This window comes from Streptomyces sp. NBC_01515 (assembly GCF_045040345.1).
Classification (GTDB): Bacteria; Actinomycetota; Actinomycetes; order Streptomycetales; family Streptomycetaceae; genus Streptomyces.
Window position 1 is genome coordinate 5,884,366 of record NZ_CP109416.1, and the last position, 14,741, is coordinate 5,899,106.

The 14,741-nt window shown below is 67.8% G+C and carries 15 protein-coding genes; 9 read left to right on the forward strand and 6 right to left on the reverse strand.

Annotated elements, in window-relative coordinates:
* Nucleotides 1-311: 311 nt before the first annotated feature.
* Complete coding sequence (gene dnaA, locus OG407_RS26445) at nucleotides 312-2,243, reverse strand: chromosomal replication initiator protein DnaA (RefSeq protein ID WP_405861776.1); 1,932 nt, start codon at nucleotides 2,241-2,243, stop codon at nucleotides 312-314.
* Nucleotides 2,244-2,641: 398 nt separating this feature from the next.
* On the opposite strand from dnaA, the gene rpmH reads away from it, so the two are divergent.
* From rpmH to OG407_RS26490, 9 genes are all read left to right on the forward strand, one after another.
* Nucleotides 2,642-2,779: a 50S ribosomal protein L34 gene (gene rpmH, locus OG407_RS26450; protein ID WP_006381191.1), complete on the forward strand. Its 138-nt coding sequence runs from the start codon at nucleotides 2,642-2,644 to the stop codon at nucleotides 2,777-2,779.
* 21 nt (nucleotides 2,780-2,800) lie between these two features.
* Nucleotides 2,801-3,172, forward strand: coding sequence for a ribonuclease P protein component (gene rnpA, locus OG407_RS26455; protein WP_078532680.1), 372 nt, complete (start codon nucleotides 2,801-2,803; stop codon nucleotides 3,170-3,172).
* Nucleotides 3,169-3,522: a membrane protein insertion efficiency factor YidD gene (yidD, locus tag OG407_RS26460; RefSeq protein WP_019073355.1), complete on the forward strand. Its 354-nt coding sequence runs from the start codon at nucleotides 3,169-3,171 to the stop codon at nucleotides 3,520-3,522. Before rnpA ends, yidD begins: the two co-directional genes overlap by 4 nt.
* 3 nt (nucleotides 3,523-3,525) lie before the next feature.
* Nucleotides 3,526-4,827, forward strand: coding sequence for a membrane protein insertase YidC (gene yidC, locus OG407_RS26465; protein ID WP_405861778.1), 1,302 nt, complete (start codon nucleotides 3,526-3,528; stop codon nucleotides 4,825-4,827).
* A gap of 16 nt (nucleotides 4,828-4,843) precedes the next feature.
* Nucleotides 4,844-5,356 (forward strand): R3H domain-containing nucleic acid-binding protein, encoded by a 513-nt coding sequence (locus tag OG407_RS26470; protein ID WP_019055151.1) that lies wholly within the window; start codon nucleotides 4,844-4,846, stop codon nucleotides 5,354-5,356.
* Between the two features lie 135 nt (nucleotides 5,357-5,491).
* Entirely contained in the window at nucleotides 5,492-6,208 is a 717-nt protein-coding gene (rsmG, locus tag OG407_RS26475) for a 16S rRNA (guanine(527)-N(7))-methyltransferase RsmG (protein WP_019055150.1), read from the forward strand.
* Between the two features lie 342 nt (nucleotides 6,209-6,550).
* On the forward strand, nucleotides 6,551-7,624 hold the full coding sequence (locus OG407_RS26480) for a ParA family protein (protein WP_366433287.1): 1,074 nt from the start codon (nucleotides 6,551-6,553) through the stop codon (nucleotides 7,622-7,624).
* Nucleotides 7,621-8,709, forward strand: coding sequence for a ParB/RepB/Spo0J family partition protein (locus OG407_RS26485; RefSeq protein ID WP_365608878.1), 1,089 nt, complete (start codon nucleotides 7,621-7,623; stop codon nucleotides 8,707-8,709). Before OG407_RS26480 ends, OG407_RS26485 begins: the two co-directional genes overlap by 4 nt.
* A gap of 328 nt (nucleotides 8,710-9,037) precedes the next feature.
* Nucleotides 9,038-9,655: a GNAT family N-acetyltransferase gene (locus OG407_RS26490; protein ID WP_403589537.1), complete on the forward strand. Its 618-nt coding sequence runs from the start codon at nucleotides 9,038-9,040 to the stop codon at nucleotides 9,653-9,655.
* 69 nt (nucleotides 9,656-9,724) lie between these two features.
* Here the strand turns inward: OG407_RS26490 and trxA are convergent, their stop codons facing one another.
* The 5 genes from trxA to OG407_RS26515 all read right to left on the reverse strand — a co-directional run bounded on the left by trxA (nucleotide 9,725) and on the right by OG407_RS26515 (nucleotide 14,686).
* Nucleotides 9,725-10,060: a thioredoxin gene (trxA, locus tag OG407_RS26495; RefSeq protein ID WP_366494796.1), complete on the reverse strand. Its 336-nt coding sequence runs from the start codon at nucleotides 10,058-10,060 to the stop codon at nucleotides 9,725-9,727.
* A gap of 42 nt (nucleotides 10,061-10,102) precedes the next feature.
* A complete protein-coding gene (gene trxB, locus OG407_RS26500) occupies nucleotides 10,103-11,071 on the reverse strand; it encodes a thioredoxin-disulfide reductase (protein ID WP_405861782.1) in 969 nt (322 codons plus the stop codon).
* Nucleotides 11,072-11,243: 172 nt separating this feature from the next.
* Nucleotides 11,244-12,224 (reverse strand): anti-sigma factor family protein, encoded by a 981-nt coding sequence (locus OG407_RS26505; protein ID WP_405861784.1) that lies wholly within the window; start codon nucleotides 12,222-12,224, stop codon nucleotides 11,244-11,246.
* Nucleotides 12,221-12,946: an RNA polymerase sigma factor SigM gene (sigM, locus tag OG407_RS26510; RefSeq protein ID WP_405861786.1), complete on the reverse strand. Its 726-nt coding sequence runs from the start codon at nucleotides 12,944-12,946 to the stop codon at nucleotides 12,221-12,223. Before sigM ends, OG407_RS26505 begins: the two co-directional genes overlap by 4 nt.
* Nucleotides 12,947-12,973: 27 nt before the next feature.
* A complete protein-coding gene (locus tag OG407_RS26515) occupies nucleotides 12,974-14,686 on the reverse strand; it encodes a serine/threonine protein kinase (protein ID WP_405861788.1) in 1,713 nt (570 codons plus the stop codon).
* Nucleotides 14,687-14,741: the final 55 nt, after the last annotated feature.

A 14,741-nucleotide genomic window follows, 5' to 3' on the forward strand; every position in this document is an offset into this window, starting at 1 on the left:
GATCGGCCGCGAACCGCGTCGGAGCACCTTCGGAGAGGCTTCAAAGAGGCTCCGGAAGGGGGCCGGAAACGGCTGCGGATCGTCTCCGGACGCCTCTGACACCTCCGCCCACCCTCGGGACGCTCACCTTCGACGCCCCTCCGACGCCTCTTCTCCGTCCTCTCCGCCCGCTCCCGGCGTTCGCCGAAGCGCCGTCCGGCCCCCTTCGTGCGCGCCGTACCGACCGCCTCCCGGCAAGCCGAAGGGCGCCCCGGGAGAGATCCCGGGGCGCCCTTCGGTGTCGTAGCTCTGGTGTCGTAACTCCTCGGCGGTCAGCCGTTCTTGATGCGGTTGGTCAGTTCGGTGACCTGGTTGTAGATCGAGCGGCGCTCGGCCATCAGGGCGCGGATCTTGCGGTCGGCGTGCATGACCGTCGTGTGGTCACGGCCGCCGAACTGCGCGCCGATCTTCGGCAGGGAGAGGTCGGTCAGTTCGCGGCACACGTACATCGCGATCTGCCGGGCCGTGACCAGCTGCCGGCCGCGCGAACTGCCGCACAGGTCCTCGACCGTGATGCCGAAGTAGTCGGCGGTCGCGCCCATGATCGCCGTCGCGGTGATCTCCGGTGTGGAGTCCTCGCCGCCCGGGATGAGGTCCTTGAGGACGATTTCGGTGAGACCGAGGTCGACCGGCTGCCGGTTGAGCGACGCGAACGCCGTCACCCGGATCAGCGCCCCCTCCAGCTCGCGGATGTTGCGCGAGATGCGGGAGGCGATGAACTCCAGGACCTCCGGCGGGGCGTTGAGCTGTTCCTGCACCGCCTTCTTACGAAGGATGGCGATACGGGTCTCCAGCTCGGGCGGCTGGACATCGGTGATCAGTCCCCACTCGAAACGGTTCCGCAGCCGGTCCTCCAGCGTGACCAGCTGCTTGGGCGGCCGGTCGCTGGAGAGCACGATCTGCTTGTTCGCGTTGTGGAGCGTGTTGAACGTGTGGAAGAACTCCTCCTGCGTCGACTCCTTGTCCGCGAGGAACTGGATGTCGTCGACCAGAAGGATGTCCATCTCGCGGTACCGCTTGCGGAAGCTGTCGCCCTTGCCGTCGCGGATCGAGTTGATGAACTCGTTGGTGAACTCCTCGGAGCTGACGTACCGCACGCGCGTGCCGGGGTACAGGCTCCGCGCGTAGTGCCCGATCGCGTGCAGCAGGTGCGTCTTGCCGAGCCCCGACTCCCCATAGATGAAAAGGGGGTTGTACGCCTTCGCGGGCGCCTCGGCGACGGCGACCGCAGCCGCGTGCGCGAAGCGGTTCGAGGCACCGATGACGAACGTGTCGAAGAGGTACTTCGGGTTCAGGCGTGCGGTCGGCTCACCCGGGCCCGCCGCCGGAGCGGGCTTCGAGCCCAGCGGTCCGGGCGACCCCGGACCACCGCGGTGCACATGGCCGGAGTTGGAGTGCGAGTCGGACAGGTCGCGGCGTGCGTCGCGCTGGTTGTAGTGCTCGCGGGACTTCTCGTACTCGGCCCGCGACTGTTCGTACTCGGCGCGCTGCTGCTCGTACGACGGACGCTCCATCGACTGCGGGCGGTACTCCTGAGCCGGTGGCGCGTACTGGTCCTGCTGCGACTGGTACGCGTCCTGCGGCGGGCCGTACTTGTCCTTCGGCGGTGCCCCGTACTGGTCCTGGGGCGGAGGGCCGTACTGGTCCTGCGACGGTGACGCGTACGGGTCCCGCTCCGGGAAGCCGAGCCGCTGCTGCTGCCAGCCGTAGTCATCCTGCGACGGACGCGGCCAGGCGCCCGGCTCGGGGCGCTGGTACTCCGAGGGATAGGCGGGGCGGGCGGTGGGCAGCTGGTCGCCGGGGCCGCCGGGGAGCGGCTCGGCGCGATGACGGCCGTAGCCGCCCTCGTAGGGGTCCCGGCTCTGCTCGGGTTCCTCGTAGCGCCGCTGGGGCTGGGCGGGGGGTGCCGGCGGGCCGGGGGGATCGCCGGCGGAGTCGTCGACGGTGATCGCGATGCGGATCGGCCGGCCGCACTCGCGGCTCAGCGTCTCGCTGACGATCGGGGCGAGGCGGCCTTCGAGCACGCCTTTCGCAAATTCGTTCGGTACGGCGAGCAAGGCGGTGTCGGCGACGAGTGCCAGGGGTTGGCAGCGCCGGATCCAGTGCTCGTCCTTGGTCTCGACACCCTGCCCACGCCCCTCACCGAGAAGTTGCTCCAGCACTCGTGGCCACACTGCGGCAAGATCGGCAGGTACGTCAGCCACAGGGCACGCTCTCTCACGGGTCCCACGAACGTGTGGTTCGCGGACGGGACGGGATGTACATCGGGTGGGGCGCTCGGGAAAAAGGTGTGGGGCGGGGGACAAAGGAACGAATCGGAGTCCAGCCACGGTAGTCAGGGCGACGGGTGCGGTTCAAGTTGTTGTCCCCAGCCTGTGGATAGTGTCTCCTCGTGACCGCTGGTTTGACCGGATGGCGTAGCCCCGCGTACCGTGACCAGGTCGAGTTGTCGATGGCTGCTGCCGCCTGCCTCCGATGGGCACAGATCGCTTCGAGGTGATCGGGAAGCGGTGCACTCGGGCGTAACTGCGAGCTACTCGTGGGCGCACGGTGACAGCCAGGACGGCACCCGCCACCACCGATTTATTTCTGGAGCCCCCTCGTGAGCAAGCGCACCTTCCAGCCGAACAACCGTCGTCGTGCCAAGACCCACGGCTTCCGCCTGCGGATGCGTACCCGTGCCGGTCGCGCGATTCTCGCGAACCGTCGTGGCAAGGGTCGCGCAAGCCTGTCCGCCTGATCCCGATCAGGTCATGACGTCGTGCTGCCTACCGAGCATCGGCTGAGGCGGCGCGAAGACTTCGCGACCGCGGTACGACGGGGTCGCCGGGCCGGCCGCCCGCTTCTCGTCGTCCACTTTCGTAGCGGTGCCACGGACCCGCACGCGCCAGGGGAGAGCGCTCCCCCGACGCGTGCGGGTTTCGTCGTCAGCAAGGCGGTGGGCGGCGCCGTGGTGCGCAACAAGGTGAAGCGCAGACTCCGTCATCTGATGCGCGAGCGAGTCGCCCTGTTTCCCCCCGGTAGCCTGGTAGTCGTACGAGCGCTGCCCGGAGCGGGCGACGCCGACCATGCACAGCTGGCCCAAGACCTGGATGCCGCCGTTCAGCGGCTGCTGGGAGGGGGCGCGCGATGAAGTACCCACTACTGGCGCTGATCAAGCTCTACCAGTGGACGATCAGTCCCTTGCTCGGGCCGGTCTGCAAGTACTACCCGTCGTGCTCCCACTACGGCTACACGGCTATAGACCGGCACGGCGCGATCAAGGGCACAGCGCTCACGGCCTGGCGCATCCTGCGCTGCAATCCGTGGTCGCTCGGCGGTGTGGACCATGTCCCACCGCGCAAGCGCCCGCGGTGGCACGAGATGCTGCGGGGTGCACGGCGCGCAGACAAGGGCGGGACCTCCGCCGCCGAAACGGCCACTGAAGGGCTGAGTCCTTCGAGCCCGGCCGCAGAGACACCGTCCCATGCCCAAGGAGCATGATTAGTGGACACGATTGCCAGTCTTTTCAGCTTCATCACGACACCCGTTTCTTGGGTCATCGTCCAGTTCCACTCGGTGTACGGGAAGGTTTTCGGTCCCGACACGGGCTGGGCCTGGGGCCTGTCCATCGTGTCCCTGGTGATCCTGATCCGCATCTGTCTGATCCCGCTCTTCGTGAAGCAGATCAAGGCGACCCGGGCCATGCAGACCCTGCAGCCCGAGATGAAGAAGATCCAGGAACGCTACAAGAACGACAAGCAGCGTCAGTCCGAAGAGATGATGAAGCTGTACAAGGAGTCGGGTACCAACCCGCTCTCCTCGTGCCTTCCCATCCTGGCGCAGTCCCCGTTCTTCTTCGCGCTGTACCACGTGCTCAACGGCATCGCGACGGGCTCGACGATCGGCGTCATCAACGACTCGCTGCTCGCCAGTGCGCGTAAGGCGCACATCTTCGGCGCCCCGCTCGCCGCGAAGTTCACCGACGGCAGCAGCAAGGTCGAGGCGCTCGGTGCCACGCTGACCGACGTCCGGGTCGTCACCGCGATCATGATCGTGATGATGTCGGCGTCGCAGTTCTACACGCAGCGCCAGCTGATGACGAAGAACGTCGACACCACGGTGAAGACGCCGTTCATGCAGCAGCAGAAGATGCTGATGTACGTCTTCCCGGTCATGTTCGCCATCTTCGGCATCAACTTCCCCGTCGGCGTCCTCGTCTACTGGCTGACCACCAACGTGTGGACCATGGGCCAGCAGATGTACGTCATCCACAACAACCCGACCCCGGGTTCCAAGGCTCAGGCCGCTTACCTGGAGCGCCTCACCAAGCACGTCTCGCACCACGAGAAGACGCGCAGCCGGGGTGAGAAGGCCATCGTCAAGGCGATCGTCTCCAAGGGCCGTGACCGCAACGAGTTCGAGCGCAAGTTCATCAACAGCCTCACGAAGGTGGGCCTCGTGGCCCAGCCGGACGGCACCGTGGTCAAGGGCGAGAGCGCGGCTGTGGAGTCCGAGGACGGTACGCCGACCCCGGCCGCCACTCCCCGGCGGCAGCAGCCCAAGCGGCAGACCAAGGCCCAGCGCCAGTCCGCCGCCGCGAAGGCTGCCGACGACAACGCCGAGCACGAGGCAGACGACGCCGACGAGCCGAAGACCTCGCTGACCAAGTCGGCCGAGCCCGAGGACGCCAAGCCCGCCACCGCCGCGAAGAAGCCCACCCCGAAGCCCGCCGGCGGCACCCGCAGCAAGGCCCAGTCCGGACAGCGCAAGGGCCCGCAGCGGCCCAAGTCCCCGTCCAAGAAGTAAAGAAGGAGTCCATCCCGTGACGGAAGGCACCACCTCCGCCGCTGCCGAGGGTGCAGACACCCTGTCCCGCCTGGAGCAGGAGGGCGAGATCGCGGCGGACTACCTTGAGGGTCTGCTGGACATCGCCGATCTCGACGGCGACATCGACATGGATGTCGAGGCCGACCGCGCCGCTGTCTCGATCATCAGCGACAGCAGCGGCCGTGATCTCCAGAAGCTCGTCGGCCGTGACGGTGAGGTGCTGGAAGCACTCCAGGAGCTCACCCGCCTGGCCGTGCACCGGGAGACCGGGGACCGCAGCCGGCTGATGCTGGACATCGCGGGCTACCGCGCCAAGAAGCGCACCGAGCTCTCCGAGCTGGGCGCCAAGGCCGCGGCCGACGTGAAGAACACCGGCGAGCCGGTGAAGCTGAACCCGATGACCCCGTTCGAGCGCAAGGTCGTGCACGACGCGGTCAAGGCCGCGGGACTGCGCAGCGAGTCGGAGGGCGAGGAGCCGCAGCGCTTCGTCGTCGTGCTTCCCGCCTGATCGGCCCCCGCGTTGTACCGGCCCCGTCTGTTGAGCAGACGGGGCCGAACTTTGTCAGCCTGATAGTCCTGTAGTTCTGGTGGTCCTGGTGGTCAGCGCCCAATGCGCTTTTGCGGTACGGAAGGACGGTCCCCCGTGACGGAGGCAGCGGAGCTTCCCCCCGCGCCCGAGCAGGCGCGCGAGGTGTTCGGCGATCGCTTCGAGGATGCGGTCCGGTACGCCGAGCTGCTCGCCGACGCGGGTGTGCAGCGCGGCCTGATCGGCCCGCGGGAGGTGCCCCGCCTGTGGGAGCGGCACCTGCTGAACTGCGCGGTCCTCTCGGAGGTCGTGCCGGACGGAGTGACGGTCTGCGACGTCGGCTCCGGCGCCGGTCTCCCGGGCATTCCCCTGGCCCTGGTTCGCGAGGACATCAAGATCACCCTCCTCGAACCGCTCCTCCGCCGTACGACCTTCCTCACCGAGGTCGTCGAACTCCTGGGCCTCGACCACGTCACCGTCGTCCGCGGGCGCGCAGAGGAGGTCATGGGCACCCTGCAGCCGGTCCACGTGGTGACGGCCCGGGCGGTGGCTCCGCTGGAGCGACTGGCCACCTGGGGCATCCCGCTGCTGCGTCCCTACGGCGAGATGCTCGCCCTCAAGGGGGACACGGCCGAGGAGGAGCTCAAGAGTGCGGGGACGGTGCTCAGCAAGCTCGGAGCCGTGGAGACGTCCATCCTGCATGTCGGCGAAGGCATCGTCGATCCGCTGTCCACGGTGGTGCGTGTCGAGGTCGGAGAGAGCCCCGGCGGGGTTCGTTTCGCGGCGAAGCGGGCCAAGGCGGCTCGTACGGGCCGTACACGTCGGCGTCGCTGAGGCTGTGTCAGCGCTGGGGCGGGTCGGTCCCAGCGCTTGAGGTACGTCGGTGTCAGCACTTGAAGCGCGTCGCTGATCCGTCCTGACGACGAGACTTACTCCACACAAGCTGCCAAACCTACTCATGCCGGAGTGTCGTCGACAGTTCGGCCTCGGCGGCTGTGCATCGTGTTTCACGTGAAACGTCGCTCACTGCTACACGGCATCATCGGTCGCACCCGCGCCGCGGCCGAACCCCGCGACCGGAAGCCTCTCGGATCACTCGGAGAGGGCACGGAGTTGTCCACAGAGGTGGAATTCTCCACAGAACAACAGGCCTCACTGGTTCACGACCCTGAAGACATGGGAGGCTCTGTTCATTGCGAGCCTGAAGTCGAGGAGAGTGAATCCTTGCGGTCCGACGCCAACATCGCGGGACCGATGACCGATCCGGTCCCCGGTCCCCGTACCGAGTCGATGGGGGAGGATGTTTCACGTGAAACACCGCCCCCTATGGACGACACTCCCATCGGTCGTGCTGCCCAACTGGCGGTGGAAGCCCTAGGCCGTGCCGGCGAGGGTCTGCCGCGTCCTGAGCAGACCCGCATCATGGTCGTCGCCAACCAGAAGGGCGGGGTGGGCAAGACGACGACGACCGTCAATCTTGCCGCTTCGCTGGCACTGCACGGTGCCCGCGTTCTGGTGGTCGACCTCGACCCACAGGGCAACGCGTCCACGGCACTGGGGATCGACCACCACGCGGAAGTTCCTTCCATCTATGACGTGTTGGTCGACAGCAGGCCTCTCTCCGAGGTCGTGCAGCCGGTCGCCGATGTCGAGGGCCTCTTCTGTGCTCCCGCCACGATCGATCTCGCCGGTGCGGAGATCGAGCTGGTGTCCCTGGTGGCGCGTGAGAGCAGACTGCAGCGGGCGATTCAGGCCTACGAGCAGCCGCTGGACTACATCCTCATCGACTGTCCGCCCTCGCTCGGCCTGCTGACGGTCAACGCGTTGGTCGCCGGCGCGGAGGTTCTCATCCCGATCCAGTGCGAGTACTACGCACTGGAAGGCCTCGGACAGTTGCTCCGCAACGTCGACCTGGTTCGGGGGCACCTCAACCCCAACCTGCATGTGTCGACCATCCTGCTCACCATGTACGACGGCCGGACGCGTCTCGCGTCCCAGGTCGCGGACGAGGTGCGCAGTCACTTCGGCGACGAGGTGCTGCGGACGAGCATTCCCCGCTCGGTCCGTATCTCCGAGGCGCCGAGTTATGGGCAGACGGTACTGACCTACGATCCCGGATCGAGCGGTGCCCTCTCCTACTTTGAGGCAGCAAGGGAAATCGCGCTGAAGGGTGTGGGCGTCAGCTACGACGCACCGCATGCGCACATCGGCGCTCAGAGCGACCAGAGCATGGTGGAGGGCATCCAGTGAGCGAGCGACGGAGGGGTTTGGGCCGTGGGCTCGGCGCACTGATCCCCGCAGCCCCGACCGGGGAGAAGACGGTGGCTCCGGCTGCCATGGGTTCCGCGTCCCCGACGGCTGTTCCGGTCATCACCGGCGACCGGGGGGTGGCCGCGGCGAAGGTCACCACGCTGCCGCCGGTCTCCTACGAGACAGAGGACCCGTCGTACGGCGTCCTGCAGACGCCGGCGCCGCCCGTTGGTGCCTACTTTGCCGAGCTGCCCCTCGACGACATCACGCCGAACTCACGTCAGCCGCGTGAGGTCTTCGACGAGGACGCGCTGCAAGAGCTCGTCACCTCCATCAAGGAGGTCGGCCTCCTCCAGCCCGTCGTCGTACGGCAGATCGGCCCGACGAGCTACGAGCTCATCATGGGCGAGCGGCGCTGGCGGGCCTGCCGTGAGGCCGGCCTGGAGGCGATCCCGGCGATCGTGCGGGCCACGGACGACGAGAAGCTTCTCCTGGACGCCCTCCTGGAGAACCTGCACCGCGCCCAGCTGAACCCACTCGAAGAGGCAGCTGCCTACGACCAGTTGCTCAAGGACTTCAACTGCACGCACGACCAGTTGGCGGACCGCATCGGGCGTTCGCGTCCGCAGGTCTCCAACACCCTGCGTCTGCTGAAGCTCTCGCCGTCGGTCCAGCGCCGTGTCGCCGCCGGGGTCCTCTCCGCCGGTCACGCCCGGGCGCTGCTCTCCGTGGACGACTCGGAGGAGCAGGAGCGGCTGGCCCATCGGATCGTGGCCGAGGGGCTCTCGGTGCGGGCTGTCGAGGAGATCGTGCACCTCATGGATTCGCGGCCCCAGACGGCTCAGCGCTCCAAGGGACCGCGGGCCGGCGCTCTGGTCTCCCCGGCGCTGTCCGATCTCGCCACGCGTCTCTCGGATCGCTTCGAGACCCGGGTGAAGGTCGACCTGGGTCAGAAGAAGGGCAAGATCACTGTCGAGTTCGCCTCGATGGAGGACCTTGAGCGGATCCTCGGTTCGCTGGCTCCGGGTGAGGGGCCGGTCCTGCAGCGGAGTCTGCTGGACGACGACTCGGAGGACGAGGCCTGAGCCGTCCTGCCGACGGCAGGACGGCCTGTCCGTCCGACCAGCAGAGCGGGCCGTGTCCGGTGTGTACCGGAACGCGGCCCGCTCTTTGCTTTCTGTCGGTATCGATGCAATCGCATCATCGATACGATGCGTTCGGGTATGGCGCATCCACCTGGCAGCACCTCTTAGGGGAGGCGGGGGCCATGCGAACGGTGAGCCGCACCGGACTGGTGAGCGCGGGTCTGGGCCTGGGGGCGGTCGGCGGGTTCGTCGGCAGTCTGCTCAGGGAACGCAGCGCTCTGACAGCCGCCCGCGGCGCTGCGGGCGAAGGAAGCGAGGATCAGCCTTCATGGGGCGTCGGCTCGTACCGCTCACGCTGGACAACCTCCCGGACATTCCCAACCGTTGTCAGTCGTGCGTCTTCTGGGAGCTGGACCCCGTCAGAGGGCAAGCCGCGGTAAAGGCGGGCACAGCGGCCGTGGAGAAGGAAGCCTGGATCTCCGCCGTCCTCCTGGACTGGGGCTCCTGCGGGCGGGTCGTCTACGTCGATGACGTGCCGGTGGGCTTCGTCCTCTACGCGCCTCCCGCCTACGTCCCCCGCTCGACGGCGTTTCCCACGAGTCCCGTCTCACCGGACGCCGTACAGTTGATGACGTCGTTCATCATGCCGGGCTACCAGGGGCAGGGGCTGGGCCGGGTGATGGTGCAGACGGTGGCCAAGGATCTGCTGCGGCGAGGCTTCAAGGCGATTGAGGCCTTCGGCGATGCCCGCGCGAAAGAGGCCGCCTGCGTCCTGCCCGCCGACCATCTGCTCGCCGTGGGCTTCAAGACGGTCCGTCAGCATCCCGCCTACCCACGGCTGAGGCTGGAGCTGCGTACGACGCTCTCCTGGAAGGAAGACGTGGAGATGGCGCTCGACCGGTTGCTGGGAGCCGTACAGAAGGAACCAGCGCTTCGACCGCTCTAAAGCGAAGGGGCCGACTCCGGAGAGTCGGCCCCTTCATGTTTCACGTGAAACACGGTTTCACGTGAAACATCACTTGCTGGCGATGAACTCGTCGAGGTCGCGAAGGATCGCGGCCTTCGGCTTGGCGCCGACGATGGTCTTGGCGACCTCGCCACCCTGGTAGACGTTCAGGGTCGGGATGGACATGACGCCGTACCGGGCGGCCGTCGCCGGGTTCTCGTCGATGTTGAGCTTGACGATCTCGATCGCGTCGCCGTGCTCGGCGGCGATGGCTTCGAGAGACGGAGCGATCTGGCGGCACGGGCCGCACCAGGAAGCCCAGAAGTCCACCAGGACGGGCTTGTCGCTCTTGAGGACGTCCTCGTCGAAGGAATCGTCGGTCACATTCTTCAGAGTGCCGGCCACGGCGGGCTCCTTAACTTGATCGTGCGGTGGGGAGGATGGGGATCAGACGGTGGTCTTCGCGGGCTCCGCCTTCTCCTCGTCCGCGAGAGCGGCGAGGAAACGCTCGGCGTCCAGAGCGGCGGAGCATCCGGTACCGGCAGCGGTGATCGCCTGGCGGTAGGTGTGGTCGACGACGTCACCGGCGCCGAAGACACCGGTCAGGTTGGTGCGGGTCGAGGGCGCCTCGACCTTCAGGTAGCCCTCCCCATCCAGGTCCAGCTGGCCCTTGAAGAGCTCCGTGCGGGGGTCGTGGCCGATCGCGATGAACAGGCCCGTCACCGCCAGGTCCGAGAGTTCCCCGGTCTTCAGGTTGCGCAGCTTGAGGCCGGCGAGCTTGGGGTCGCCCTCGATCTCGGCGACTTCACTGTCCCAGACGAACTTGATCTTCGGGTCGGCGTAGGCGCGCTCCTGCATCGCCTTGGAGGCGCGCAGGCTGTCCCGGCGGTGGACGATGGTCACGGACTTGGCGAAGCGGGAGAGGAAGGTCGCCTCTTCCATCGCCGTGTCGCCGCCACCGATGACGGCGATGTCCTGGTCCTTGAAGAAGAACCCGTCACAGGTGGCACACCAGGAGACACCGCGGCCGGAGAGCGCGTCCTCGTTCGGCAGGCCCAGCTTGCGGTGCTGCGAGCCGGTGGTGACGATGACGGCCTTCGCCTGGTGGACGGTGCCCGAGGTGTCCGTGACGGTCTTGATCTCACCGGTCAGGTCGACGGAGACCACATCGTCCGGGATCAGCTCGGCACCGAAGCGCTCGGCCTGGGCGCGCATGTTGTCCATGAGCTCGGGGCCCATGACGCCGTCCTGGAAGCCCGGGAAGTTCTCCACCTCGGTGGTGTTCATCAGTGCGCCACCGGCGGTGACGGCACCCTCGAACACCAGCGGCTTCAGCGACGCGCGCGCGGTGTAGAGCGCCGCCGTGTAGCCGGCGGGCCCGGAGCCGATGATGATCACGTTTCGGACGTCGCTCACGGCTTGGTTCCTCGTCTCTGGACTGCGTCAGTACGACCGGCGGGAGTCCCCTGTCGGAGCCTCCACACCACCCAACGGATCCTACGGGGCCCGCATTCCCGCTGTGTCCGGGCACACGGAGACGGCATGGGCCAGGGAATCGTCACGACGGGCGGAGAGGAGAAGTCCGCAGTCAGGAATGCGGGAACGAGCGCGTCAGAAGGACCTTGCCAGGAGTGGATGTCTGGCTGCTCACGCAGGCCGCGTCGACGACGTAGGCGGTGACCCGGCTGTTGTCGGAAGCGTCGGGCAGTACCACGAGATAGGCGGAGGTCCCGTTGTAGGTGCCCTTCTTGAAACCGAGGACATCCGTGTTGCCGCGGTCGACGCCCTGCCGGATGCAGTCCGGGATGGACCCGGACGGTTCGATCAGGGTTTTGGGAGTCTTGGTGGAAGACTCCGCGCCGCCGGGATCGGACGCGACGTTCCAGGGCTTCTTACTGTTGGCGCCCTGACTCGTGGACGACTTGGTGGAGAGGAGATTCGAGACCTCGGTCTCCAGCTTCCCCTTGGAGAAGGTGTCCGCGGAGCTGGTCGAGTTCCCCTGAGCCGTGTCGGACGACGTGTGGTCGCCCAGCGACTGGATGAACAGAGAGCCGGCTCCCAGAACGGCCGCGGTGAACACGGCTCCCAGGACGATCCTCCCGCGGCGTCCGCTGCGGGTCTGCTTCTTGTGTTCCTTACGATCCTTGCGTCCGGGACCGGTTGCCGCGTGTGCGTGTCCTGACGGGCGGGCTGCCGTGGGCGATGTTTCACGTGAAACATGCGCCTCGGTGGGCTCGCTGTCCTCGCCGTTCTCGCCCGATGTGGCCCGGGACGCGCTCACCAACGTTGGCGCGGCCAGGGAATCGGGGGCGGTGGAGCCCAGCAGGGCCTCCGCGGCGAGGGCTGCGTCGATACGCCCCGCGACCTCGGCGGGCATGCGCGGTGGGCCGGGCATGCTGCCCAGCAGACCCCGGATCTCCTCCAGCGAGTCGTGGACGTCCGCACAGAGTTCGCACGCGTCCAGATGCCGTCGTACCTCGGCTCCCCTGGACGGGGGGAGAAGGCCCTCGGTGAGGTCGGAGATCTCCGCGACGTCCGGGTGCCCGGCCGTGTCTGTCGTGGATGTCACGCTCGCCCACCTCCGCCCTTCACAGCAGTTGAATCGCTCGGCCCTGCATCCTTGGGACCTCCGTCGCGAGGTCCCGCTGCCGGTGGGACGGATGTCCCCTGCGCCCGGTTCCGTCCAGCGCCCGGTTCCCTGCCGTCACCGGCTCTTTCCGGCCGTAGATGGGTGAGCAGCGGCAGCAGTCTGGCTCTTCCTCGGGCGCAGCGGCTCTTCACCGTGCCGGTCGGCACATCGAGCATGCGGGCGGCCTCCGCGACGGGGTAGCCCTGCATGTCCACGAGGACGAGGGCGGCGCGCTGGTCGGGCGGGAGGGTGCCCAGGGCTTCCAGCAGCTGGCGGTGCAGGTCGTTGCGTTCCGCGGGAGCCGAGGCCGACTCGTGCGGTTCCAGGAGCTGTTCCAGGCGCTCGGTGTCGTCGACCGGGGACGTCTTCCTGGAGGCGGCCTTGCGGGCGCGGTCCAGGCAGGCGTTCACCGTGATGCGGTGCAACCAGGTCGTGACGGCCGACTGGCCGCGGAAGGTGTGGGCGGCCCGGTAGGCGGAGACGAGGGCGTCCTGGACCGCGTCAGCGGCCTCCTCGCGGTCTCCCAGCGTGCGCAGGGCGACGGCCCAGAGCCGGTCCCGGTGCCGCCGTACGAGCTCACCGAAGGCGTCCGGGTCACCTTCGACATGGCGGGCGAGCAGATTCTGATCGCTCGTCTCGTCGTATCCGGCGCCTTCCGCCATCGGACCCCCTCCCCCTCCGGTGAGACGTCAGCCCATGAACTTCACGTCGGTGATGGCCTGCTTGTAGCCGGCGTCGCTGTACTGGTCGCTGTCCGCGTGCGGCAGAGCGGTGAGCCAGACAAGAACGTACCGGCTCTTCACATGCTTGGTGACCTTCACCGTGGCACTGGTCCCGGTCGTCGTGACGGTGCCGAGCTGAGTCATGGAGTCCAGCGAGGAGGGCGACAGCGAGTTGGTCGCGTAGAGCTGCACCGTCGTGTGATCGCCGCTGTAGTAGAGCCCTATGGTCGCCGTGGAGACGTCCTGGACCGAACCGAGGTCGTAGACGATGCCCACGCCCGGCTTGTACGGCGCGAGCACCGGGCCCCCTATGAAGCTGGAGGTCCGCCAGTACGTTGACTTGTTGCCGTCGTAGGTCTTGTCGACGTCGTTCGGATGCTGCGGGTCGCCCTTCGCCACGAACTCCTTGGCGCCCTGGATCGCGAACGTCTTGACCGGCTTGGTCTTGTCGCCGGTCTTGTCGTTCCCGTCCGTCGTCTGCGTCTGCTTCGTGTCCTCGGACTTGTTGCCCTGGTCCATGAGCGCGTCCGCGAGCTGCCAACTGCCCAGTCCCAGCGCGGCGATCAGCAGCGCGGACACGGCCCACTTGAGGGCCTTGCCGGTGCGGCTCTGCAGCGGGGGCGGCGGGGTCGGGAGAACCTGGGTGGCACCGGGCGGCGACGGGCGGCCGTACGTGCCCTGTTGGTACGTCGTGCGCTGGTACTCGGGCGGCGCGGTGAACGCGGGCTCCGGCGGGCGGATGCGGGGCATCTCGCCGATCGCCTTCACCAGCTCCTCCGGCGTGGTGCACGCCGACTCGTGCCGGGAGGCCGTGGCACCGTCGTTGGCGAGCGCGCGCATGGCGAGCTCCGACAGACCGCGGTGGACACCGGCGCGTACCTGGTCGGGGGCGATGAGACCGACGCCCTTGGGCAGCCCGGACAGGCCGAAGGCGTCGCTCTCGTACGGCCAGCGCTGGGTGAGCGCCGCGTACAGCAGGGCGCCGATCGCCTCCGTGTCCGTGCGCTGCGGGGTGTCCGAACTGATGCCGCGCAGCGCGGCGTTGACGGCCAGACCGCGGATGCGCCACTGGCCGGACGAGGTGCGCAGCACCGCGTTCGGGTTCAGGCGCAGATGGGCGAGGCCCTCGCGGTGTGCGGCGGCCATGGCCGAGGCGATCTGACTGACCATCTGGTAGGCGTCGTGCACCTCCAGCGGGCCGGGTGCCAGAAGCGCCGTCAGTTCCGTGGCGTCGGGCAGCCATTCGTGGACGACGTAGACGAGGTCGTTCTCCTCCACGGCGTCCAGGACCTGGACGAAGCGGGGATCACCCAGCAGCGCCGAGGAACGGGCCGCTGCCAGTACCGAGCGGGCCCGCGCATGGTCCGCGGGCAGGATGTGGACGCCGACGGCACGGCGGAGTTTCTCGTCCACCGCGCGCCAACTGCTGAAGCCGTCCAGACGGGTGACGCACTCTTCGAGGCGATAGCGTCTGGCGAGCTTGTGACCGCTGTGCAGTTCGGGAGGCGAGGCCTTCTCGGTTTCCTCGATCCCGCCGCTCCCCTGTGCCTTGTCGCTCTCCGTGTCCCGCTCCGGGTTCTGGGCCACCCCGTCGGCCGTGGACTGGTCCGCCTTGGCGGTCAGCGGCTCGTCGCCGCTGTTGTCTGCCACGTCGACGGCAGCCGTGCTCCGTTCCGCCACCGTCGCTCCTGCCTCCCCATCCGTTGCACGCTGTTCGACGCCGAAACCAATTGTG

Coding starts and splice junctions, on each gene's coding strand:
- sigM (WP_405861786.1), bottom strand. CDS start 12,946: ATGGCGGAAGGCGCCGGATACGACGAGACGAGCGATCAGAATCTGCTC.
- yidD (WP_019073355.1), top strand. CDS start 3,169: ATGAAGTACCCACTACTGGCGCTGATCAAGCTCTACCAGTGGACGATC.
- OG407_RS26490 (WP_403589537.1), top strand. CDS start 9,038: ATGGGGCGTCGGCTCGTACCGCTCACGCTGGACAACCTCCCGGACATT.
- OG407_RS26480 (WP_366433287.1), top strand. CDS start 6,551: ATGGGAGGCTCTGTTCATTGCGAGCCTGAAGTCGAGGAGAGTGAATCC.